Source organism: Citrobacter sp. Cu231, assembly GCF_030332265.1.
In the GTDB taxonomy this organism is placed as follows: domain Bacteria; phylum Pseudomonadota; class Gammaproteobacteria; order Enterobacterales; family Enterobacteriaceae; genus Citrobacter; species Citrobacter meridianamericanus.
This window is the reverse complement of sequence record NZ_JAOWIE010000045.1, coordinates 1-8,933: the sequence shown is the minus strand read 5'-3', so window position 1 is coordinate 8,933 and position 8,933 is coordinate 1. Positions and strand designations below refer to the sequence as shown.

Below are 8,933 nucleotides of genomic sequence, written 5' to 3'. Positions count from 1 at the left end.
ATGTGCGAACTCGATATTTTACACGACTCTCTTTACCAATTCTGCCCCGAATTACACTTAAAACGACTCAACAGCTTAACGTTGGCTTGCCACGCCTTACTTGACTGTAAAACTCTCACTCTTACCGAACTTGGCCGTAACCTGCCAACCAAAGCGAGAACAAAACATAACATCAAACGAATCGACCGATTGTTAGGTAATCGTCACCTCCACAAAGAGCGACTCGCTGTATACCGTTGGCATGCTAGCTTTATCTGTTCGGGCAATACGATGCCCATTGTACTTGTTGACTGGTCTGATATCCGTGAGCAAAAACGGCTTATGGTATTGCGAGCTTCAGTCGCACTACACGGTCGTTCTGTTACTCTTTATGAGAAAGCGTTCCCGCTTTCAGAGCAATGTTCAAAGAAAGCTCATGACCAATTTCTAGCCGACCTTGCGAGCATTCTACCGAGTAACACCACACCGCTCATTGTCAGTGATGCTGGCTTTAAAGTGCCATGGTATAAATCCGTTGAGAAGCTGGGTTGGTACTGGTTAAGTCGAGTAAGAGGAAAAGTACAATATGCAGACCTAGGAGCGGAAAACTGGAAACCTATCAGCAACTTACATGATATGTCATCTAGTCACTCAAAGACTTTAGGCTATAAGAGGCTGACTAAAAGCAATCCAATCTCATGCCAAATTCTATTGTATAAATCTCGCTCTAAAGGCCGAAAAAATCAGCGCTCGACACGGACTCATTGTCACCACCCGTCACCTAAAATCTACTCAGTGTCGGCAAAGGAGCCATGGATTCTAGCAACTAACTTACCTGTTGAAATTCGAACACCCAAACAACTTGTTAATATCTATTCGAAGCGAATGCAGATTGAAGAAACCTTCCGAGACTTGAAAAGTCCTGCCTACGGACTAGGCCTACGCCATAGCCGAACGAGCAGCTCAGAGCGTTTTGATATCATGCTGCTAATCGCCCTGATGCTTCAACTAACATGTTGGCTTGCGGGCGTTCATGCTCAGAAACAAGGTTGGGACAAGCACTTCCAGGCTAACACAGTCAGAAATCGAAACGTACTCTCAACAGTTCGCTTAGGCATGGAAGTTTTGCGGCATTCTGGCTACACAATAACAAGGGAAGACTCACTCGTGGCTGCAACCCTGCTTACTCAAAATCTATTCACACATGGTTACGTTTTGGGGAAATTATGAGGGGATCTCTCAGTGCTCAGCATGTTTGAGTGCTTTACTCGCCGCGGGTTGAGAAATATGTAAAACTTCAGCCGCACGCGTTAAGGAACCACAAGTCATTACAGCATAAAAGATATCGAGATGTCTTAATTTCATTCCATGTAGCCTACTGATTATTTATTTCTACGGACTATTCTAACGAATAAAGTATAAATAATCAGATATACTCGTCATAATTCAAATTTTGGTTTAGTTGTCACGAGAATTAATTCGTAAACGTGCAAGCTAAATAGATTGACTAGGGGAATATACGGGGTAAGAAAGCGGCTCGGCATACTGCCCTATAATAAATTGTTAGGAGAAGTACGCCGAGTAGTGTGTAGCTATTAGGTAAAGTATGTACCAATTTCAATAAATATTTTAATTAAGATACTGTTTGAAATATCAACAATAAAGGCACCGACCATAGGAACGACAAGGAAAGCTTTATGTGATGGTCCAAATGCTTTTGTGACTGTTTGCATATTCGCAATTGCTGTTGGTGTTGCTCCCATACCAAAGCCACAGTGACCCGCGCTGATCACGACAGCATCATAATCTTTGCCCATCATTTTGAAGGTGACAAAGCAGGCAAATAGCACCATGACAACAGTTTGTACAGCAATGATAATTAATACTGGCCCTGCCATGCTTGCCAATTGACCAAATTTTAATGACATTAACGCCATTGCCAAGAAAAGCGATAAAGCAACGCTACCTAATACATCGACGGTCGGCTCAAACACTTCGTGTTTAAATACATGAGTCAGTGTATTACGGATAATAATACCGACAAATAAACACCAGACAAAAGTAGGCAGTTGCAGAAAAGTATCTTTAAACAATGCACTGATATAGCCACCAACAACAATACAGATAATCAGCATTGAAATGGTTTCAATAACGTTATTTGCATTGATTTTTCTTTTGACGCTTGGTTGCTCAAAAGCTTCAACGATAGTGTCGCGCTCTTGCTCGGTTGTTTTAGGAATAGAGACCTTTTTCAAAAGATGACGGGCAACAGGGCCGCCAACTAAACCACCCAACACTAATCCAAGTGTTGCACAAGCCATCGCTAATTCAACGGCGCCTGTTACACCATATTTATCAGCGAGAATAGGGCCCCATGCTCCGGCATTACCATGACCACCTGTTAGAGTAATTGAACCTGCAATTAAGCCAATAAATGGACTTTCATTCATCATGACAGCCATACTCATGCCGACAGTATTTTGAATGGCGATTAGGATCGTTACTGCAATAGTTAATAGAACTAACGGCTTTCCTCCTTTAATCAGTCGAGAAAAGTCAGAACTTAGCCCGATAGAGGAAAAGAATGTGAGCATTAATAAACTTTGCAATGAAGCATCAAAAGTAAACGAATAACCTGATGTTTTATCAATAATTAACAGAACAATTGCAACAATAAAGCCACCAACGACGGCTTCTGGTATGTGGTTTTTTTGTAGGAACGGGGTAAATTTTACGACAAACATTCCTATGAGTAGCGCGATACATGCGACTAATAATGTATAACTGGCATCTAGGATCATTTTTTTACCTCTATTAGTTTACCAGAATTTTCACTATAACAATTTAACAATAGTGAAAAATGAAGTTACTTTGGTTAACTAATCTTTAACAATGAGTTTTATTAGGGTATCCATAACTTTTAGTTAATAGGGTCATAATTTTAGTGTGATCTTAATCATGAAATATTAAAAAGATTAAAATAACAACAATGGTATTTAATGATGGGTAAACCTAAATACCATGCGGGATCCGCACTATTTTCGGTGATAGCAAAAAATAAAAAAGTATAAATAATAAACAAAATTATAAGAGAAGGAGAACATGATAAGCGCAGGCCGAGCAATTTAAAGAAGTGTGATATACAACATAAAACAGCAGCATGACCTTTCTATATTTCGTTGCTTATCGAAGTGTTAATTTTCGGGTGGATTACTCTGTTTGTTGATTAATAACGGAGAAAAATATGATTGCTGTAATATTTGAGGTGCAAATACAACCCGACCAACAAACTCGCTATTTGACTTTAGCTGAGGAGTTAAGACCACTATTAAGTCATGTAGCTGGTTTTATTTCAATTGAACGTTTTCAAAGTCTAGCTACAGAAGGAAAAATGTTATCGCTATCTTGGTGGGAAAACGAATACGCAGTTCTGCAATGGAAAAATCATGTTTTACATGCGAAAGCTCAACAAGAAGGGCGAGAGTCAATATTTGATTTTTACAAAATTAGTATTGCTCATATTACTCGCGAATATTCATTTAAAAAGGACAAGGATAATGTTTGATGTTCACGTTGTTTTAGATAATCAAATAGGACAATTAGCATTACTAGGAAAAACATTAGGTAATAAAGGTATTGGATTGGAAGGGGGAGGGATATTTACGGTTGGTGATGAATGCCATGCTCATTTTCTTGTTGAACAAGGAAAGGAAGCTAAAATAGCGCTAGAGCAAGCTGGACTGTTAGTACTTGCGATCCGGACACCATTAATTCGTAAGTTAAAACAGGAAAAACCGGGGGAACTTGGCGAAATAGCACGAGTATTGGCGGAGAATAACATTAATATTTTAGTGCAATACAGTGACCATGCTAACCAACTGATATTAATAACGGACAATGATAGTATGGCTGCATCTGTTACGCTCCCTTGGGCAATAAAGTGAACTTGCGATGGCTAATTTAATACGAAAAGAGGTTACCTTTGAGTCCTCAATAGCCGCGATAGGGGCGGCTATGTCTGACATTTCACGAGTTAAAATACTCAGTGCTTTGATGGATGGGCGAGCTTGGACGGCCACTGAGCTAAGTTCTGTGGCGAATATATCAGCTTCAACGGCGAGCAGTCATTTATCTAAATTATTAGATTGCCAGCTAATCACAGTAGTAGCTCAAGGCAAGCATCGTTATTTTCGGCTAGCAGGAAAAGATATTGCTGAATTGATGGAAAGTATGATGGGGATCTCCTTAAACCATGGCGTACATGCCAAAGTTTCCACGCCAGTGCATTTACGAAAAGCACGTACTTGCTATGATCATTTAGCTGGCGAAGTTGCCGTTAAGATCTATGATTCCCTTTGTCAACAGCAATGGATCACTGAAAATGGTTCAATGATCACATTAAGTGGTATTCAATATTTTCATGAAATGGGAATTGACGTTCCTTCCAAACATTCACGTAAAATCTGTTGTGCGTGTTTAGATTGGAGTGAACGCCGTTTCCATTTAGGTGGGTACGTTGGAGCCGCATTATTTTCGCTTTATGAATCTAAAGGGTGGTTAACTCGACATCTTGGTTACCGTGAAGTTACCATCACGGAAAAAGGTTATGCTGCTTTTAAGACCCACTTTCACATTTAAGTTGTTTTTCTAATCCGCATATGATCAATTCAAGGCCGAATAAGAAGGCTGGCTCTGCACCTTGGTGATCAAATAATTCGATAGCTTGTCGTAATAATGGCGGCATACTATCAGTAGTAGGTGTTTCCCTTTCTTCTTTAGCGACTTGATGCTCTTGATCTTCCAATACGCAACCTAAAGTAAAATGCCCCACAGCGCTGAGTGCATATAATGCATTCTCTAGTGAAAAACCTTGTTGGCATAAAAAGGCTAATTGATTTTCGAGAGTTTCATACTGTTTTTCTGTAGGCCGTGTACCTAAATGTACTTTTGCTCCATCGCGATGACTTAGTAAAGCACATCTAAAACTTTTAGCGTTATTACGTAAAAAATCTTGCCAGCTTTCCCCTTCTAAAGGGCAAAAGTGAGTATGGTGCCTATCTAACATCTCAATGGCTAAGGCGTCGAGCAAAGCCCGCTTATTTTTTACATGCCAATACAATGTAGGCTGCTCTACACCTAGCTTCTGGGCGAGTTTACGGGTTGTTAAACCTTCGATTCCGACCTCATTAAGCAGCTCTAATGCGCTGTTAATCACTTTACTTTTATCTAATCTAGACATCATTAATTCCTAATTTTTGTTGACACTCTATCATTGATAGAGTTATTTTACCACTCCCTATCAGTGATAGAGAAAAGTGAAATGAATAGTTCGACAAAGATCGCATTGGTAATTACGTTACTCGATGCCATGGGGATTGGCCTTATCATGCCAGTCTTGCCAACGTTATTACGTGAATTTATTGCTTCGGAAGATATCGCTAACCACTTTGGCGTATTGCTTGCACTTTATGCGTTAATGCAGGTTATCTTTGCTCCTTGGCTTGGAAAAATGTCTGACCGATTTGGTCGGCGCCCAGTGCTGTTGTTGTCATTAATAGGCGCATCGCTGGATTACTTATTGCTGGCTTTTTCAAGTGCGCTTTGGATGCTGTATTTAGGCCGTTTGCTTTCAGGGATCACAGGAGCTACTGGGGCTGTCGCGGCATCGGTCATTGCCGATACCACCTCAGCTTCTCAACGCGTGAAGTGGTTCGGTTGGTTAGGGGCAAGTTTTGGGCTTGGTTTAATAGCGGGGCCTATTATTGGTGGTTTTGCAGGAGAGATTTCACCGCATAGTCCCTTTTTTATCGCTGCGTTGCTAAATATTGTCGCTTTCCTTGTGGTTATGTTTTGGTTCCGTGAAACCAAAAATACACGTGATAATACAGATACCGAAGTAGGGGTTGAGACGCAATCGAATTCGGTATACATCACTTTATTTAAAACGATGCCCATTTTGTTGATTATTTATTTTTCAGCGCAATTGATAGGCCAAATTCCCGCAACGGTGTGGGTGCTATTTACCGAAAATCGTTTTGGATGGAATAGCATGATGGTTGGCTTTTCATTAGCGGGTCTTGGTCTTTTACACTCAGTATTCCAAGCCTTTGTGGCAGGAAGAATAGCCACTAAATGGGGCGAAAAAACGGCAGTACTGCTCGGATTTATTGCAGATAGTAGTGCATTTGCCTTTTTAGCGTTTATATCTGAAGGTTGGTTAGTTTTCCCTGTTTTAATTTTATTGGCTGGTGGTGGGATCGCTTTACCTGCATTACAGGGAGTGATGTCTATCCAAACAAAGAGTCATCAGCAAGGTGCTTTACAGGGATTATTGGTGAGCCTTACCAATGCAACCGGTGTTATTGGCCCATTACTGTTTGCTGTTATTTATAATCATTCACTACCAATTTGGGATGGCTGGATTTGGATTATTGGTTTAGCGTTTTACTGTATTATTATCCTGCTATCGATGACCTTCATGTTAACCCCTCAAGCTCAGGGGAGTAAACAGGAGACAAGTGCTTAGTTATTTCGTCACCAAATGATGTTATTCCGCGAAATATAATGACCCTCTTGATAACCCAAGAGGGCATTTTTTACGATAAAGAAGATTTAGCTTCAAATAAAACCTATCTATTTTATTTATCTTTCAAGCTCAATAAAAAGCCGCGGTAAATAGCAATAAATTGGCCTTTTTTATCGGCAAGCTCTTTTAGGTTTTTCGCATGTATTGCGATATGCATAAACCAGCCATTGAGTAAGTTTTTAAGCACATCATCATCATAAGCTTTAAGTTGGTTCTCTTGGATCAATTTGCTGACAATGGCGTTTACCTTACCAGTAATGTATTCAAGGCTAATTTTTTCAAGTTCATTCCAACCAATGATAGGCATCACTTCTTGGATAGGGATAAGGTTTTTATTATTATCAATAATATAATCAAGATAATGTTCAAATATACTTTCTAAGGCAGACCAACCATTTGTTAAATCAGTTTTTGTTGTGATGTAGGCATCAATCATAATTAATTGCTGCTTATAACAGGCACTGAGTAATTGTTTTTTATTTTTAAAGTGATGATAAAAGGCACCTTTGGTCACCAACGCTTTTCCCGAGATCTCATCTATTGAAACAGCTTGATAGCCTTTTTCAACAAACAATATTCGTGCTGAGTTAACCAGTGATTGATAGGTACTCTTAAAATTTTCTTGTTGATGATTTTTATTTTCCATGATAGATTTAAAATAACATACCGTCAGTATGTTTATGGTATCATGATGATGTGGTCGTGACAATCTTAAGAACATTTAGGTTATTTTATGTATATTGAACAGCATTCTCGCTATCAAAATAAAGCTAATAACATCCAATTAAGATATGATGATAAGCAGTTTCATACAACGGTTATCAAAGATGTTCTATTATGGATTGAACATAATTTAGATCAGTCTTTACTGCTTGATGATGTGGCGAATAAAGCGGGTTATACCAAGTGGTATTTTCAGCGGCTGTTCAAAAAAGTAACAGGGGTCACACTGGCTAGCTATATTCGTGCTCGTCGTTTGACGAAAGCGGCTGTTGAGTTGAGGTTGACGAAAAAAACTATCCTTGAGATCGCATTAAAATATCAATTTGATTCCCAACAATCTTTTACACGTCGATTTAAGTACATTTTTAAGGTTACACCAAGTTATTATCGGCGTAATAAATTATGGGAATTGGAGGCAATGCACTGAGAGATCCCCTCATAATTTCCCCAAAGCGTAACCATGTGTGAATAAATTTTGAGCTAGTAGGGTTGCAGCCACGAGTAAGTCTTCCCTTGTTATTGTGTAGCCAGAATGCCGCAAAACTTCCATGCCTAAGCGAACTGTTGAGAGTACGTTTCGATTTCTGACTGTGTTAGCCTGGAAGTGCTTGTCCCAACCTTGTTTCTGAGCATGAACGCCCGCAAGCCAACATGTTAGTTGAAGCATCAGGGCGATTAGCAGCATGATATCAAAACGCTCTGAGCTGCTCGTTCGGCTATGGCGTAGGCCTAGTCCGTAGGCAGGACTTTTCAAGTCTCGGAAGGTTTCTTCAATCTGCATTCGCTTCGAATAGATATTAACAAGTTGTTTGGGTGTTCGAATTTCAACAGGTAAGTTAGTTGCTAGAATCCATGGCTCCTTTGCCGACACTGAGTAGATTTTAGGTGACGGGTGGTGACAATGAGTCCGTGTCGAGCGCTGATTTTTTCGGCCTTTAGAGCGAGATTTATACAATAGAATTTGGCATGAGATTGGATTGCTTTTAGTCAGCCTCTTATAGCCTAAAGTCTTTGAGTGACTAGATGACATATCATGTAAGTTGCTGATAGGTTTCCAGTTTTCCGCTCCTAGGTCTGCATATTGTACTTTTCCTCTTACTCGACTTAACCAGTACCAACCCAGCTTCTCAACGGATTTATACCATGGCACTTTAAAGCCAGCATCACTGACAATGAGCGGTGTGGTGTTACTCGGTAGAATGCTCGCAAGGTCGGCTAGAAATTGGTCATGAGCTTTCTTTGAACATTGCTCTGAAAGCGGGAACGCTTTCTCATAAAGAGTAACAGAACGACCGTGTAGTGCGACTGAAGCTCGCAATACCATAAGCCGTTTTTGCTCACGGATATCAGACCAGTCAACAAGTACAATGGGCATCGTATTGCCCGAACAGATAAAGCTAGCATGCCAACGGTATACAGCGAGTCGCTCTTTGTGGAGGTGACGATTACCTAACAATCGGTCGATTCGTTTGATGTTATGTTTTGTTCTCGCTTTGGTTGGCAGGTTACGGCCAAGTTCGGTAAGAGTGAGAGTTTTACAGTCAAGTAAGGCGTGGCAAGCCAACGTTAAGCTGTTGAGTCGTTTTAAGTGTAATTCGGGGCAGAATTGGTAAAGAGAGTCGTGTAAAATATCGAGTTCGCACAT

9 protein-coding genes and 2 pseudogenes are annotated in these 8,933 nt (G+C 40.2%); 6 read left to right on the top strand and 5 right to left on the bottom strand.

What is annotated here, in order from left to right; all coding sequences use genetic code 11:
* Complete coding sequence (locus tag OGY15_RS19760) at positions 1-1,209, top strand: IS4-like element ISVsa5 family transposase (protein WP_286540185.1); 1,209 nt, start codon at positions 1-3, stop codon at positions 1,207-1,209.
* 15 nt (positions 1,210-1,224) lie between these two features.
* Here OGY15_RS19760 and OGY15_RS19755 read toward each other — a convergent pair.
* Positions 1,225-1,344: pseudogene (locus tag OGY15_RS19755) on the bottom strand (LysR family transcriptional regulator); the annotation flags it as partial.
* Between the two features lie 230 nt (positions 1,345-1,574).
* Positions 1,575-2,780 carry a sodium/glutamate symporter gene (gene gltS / locus OGY15_RS19750; protein WP_000599533.1) on the bottom strand — a complete coding sequence of 402 codons (1,206 nt, stop codon included), beginning with the start codon at positions 2,778-2,780 and terminating at the stop codon, positions 1,575-1,577.
* Positions 2,781-3,223: 443 nt separating this feature from the next.
* On the opposite strand from gltS, the gene OGY15_RS19745 reads away from it, so the two are divergent.
* From OGY15_RS19745 to OGY15_RS19735, 3 genes are read left to right on the top strand one after another with little or no spacing between them, the layout of a single operon-like run.
* The gene (locus tag OGY15_RS19745; protein ID WP_000562370.1) at positions 3,224-3,544 is read left to right on the top strand and encodes an antibiotic biosynthesis monooxygenase family protein; all 321 of its coding nucleotides are present in this window, start codon (positions 3,224-3,226) and stop codon (positions 3,542-3,544) included.
* Positions 3,537-3,923, top strand: a complete 387-nt coding sequence (locus OGY15_RS19740) for a hypothetical protein (RefSeq protein WP_000460651.1) — start codon at positions 3,537-3,539, stop codon at positions 3,921-3,923. Before OGY15_RS19745 ends, OGY15_RS19740 begins: the two co-directional genes overlap by 8 nt.
* A 7-nt stretch (positions 3,924-3,930) precedes the next feature.
* Complete coding sequence (locus tag OGY15_RS19735; protein WP_001284954.1) at positions 3,931-4,617, top strand: ArsR/SmtB family transcription factor; 687 nt, start codon at positions 3,931-3,933, stop codon at positions 4,615-4,617.
* On the opposite strand, the gene tetR(B) is transcribed toward OGY15_RS19735, so the two are convergent.
* A complete protein-coding gene (gene tetR(B), locus OGY15_RS19730; protein WP_000088605.1) occupies positions 4,595-5,218 on the bottom strand; it encodes a tetracycline resistance transcriptional repressor TetR(B) in 624 nt (207 codons plus the stop codon). The two genes, OGY15_RS19735 and tetR(B), sit on opposite strands and share 23 nt — an antisense overlap.
* Before the next feature lie 81 nt (positions 5,219-5,299).
* Between tetR(B) and tet(B) the strand changes: the two genes are divergently transcribed.
* Entirely contained in the window at positions 5,300-6,505 is a 1,206-nt protein-coding gene (gene tet(B) / locus OGY15_RS19725; protein ID WP_001089068.1) for a tetracycline efflux MFS transporter Tet(B), read from the top strand.
* Positions 6,506-6,617: 112 nt separating this feature from the next.
* Here the strand turns inward: tet(B) and tetC are convergent, their stop codons facing one another.
* Positions 6,618-7,211 carry a tetracyline resistance-associated transcriptional repressor TetC gene (gene tetC / locus OGY15_RS19720; RefSeq protein ID WP_000428546.1) on the bottom strand — a complete coding sequence of 198 codons (594 nt, stop codon included), beginning with the start codon at positions 7,209-7,211 and terminating at the stop codon, positions 6,618-6,620.
* Positions 7,212-7,298: 87 nt separating this feature from the next.
* Between tetC and OGY15_RS19715 the strand changes: the two are divergent.
* Positions 7,299-7,694 (top strand): annotated as a pseudogene (locus OGY15_RS19715) (helix-turn-helix domain-containing protein); the annotation flags it as partial.
* 30 nt (positions 7,695-7,724) lie between these two features.
* Here the strand turns inward: OGY15_RS19715 and OGY15_RS19710 are convergent.
* Positions 7,725-8,933, bottom strand: a complete 1,209-nt coding sequence (locus tag OGY15_RS19710) for an IS4-like element ISVsa5 family transposase (protein WP_286540766.1) — start codon at positions 8,931-8,933, stop codon at positions 7,725-7,727.

Bases quoted from the DNA above. Each gene is read 5' to 3' on its own strand.
- gltS (WP_000599533.1), bottom strand. From the start codon at position 2,780: ATGATCCTAGATGCCAGTTATACATTATTAGTCGCATGTATCGCGCTA.
- OGY15_RS19735 (WP_001284954.1), top strand. From the start codon at position 3,931: ATGGCTAATTTAATACGAAAAGAGGTTACCTTTGAGTCCTCAATAGCC.
- OGY15_RS19710 (WP_286540766.1), bottom strand. From the start codon at position 8,933: ATGTGCGAACTCGATATTTTACACGACTCTCTTTACCAATTCTGCCCC.
- tetC (WP_000428546.1), bottom strand. From the start codon at position 7,211: ATGGAAAATAAAAATCATCAACAAGAAAATTTTAAGAGTACCTATCAA.
- OGY15_RS19740 (WP_000460651.1), top strand. From the start codon at position 3,537: ATGTTTGATGTTCACGTTGTTTTAGATAATCAAATAGGACAATTAGCA.
- OGY15_RS19745 (WP_000562370.1), top strand. From the start codon at position 3,224: ATGATTGCTGTAATATTTGAGGTGCAAATACAACCCGACCAACAAACT.
- OGY15_RS19760 (WP_286540185.1), top strand. From the start codon at position 1: ATGTGCGAACTCGATATTTTACACGACTCTCTTTACCAATTCTGCCCC.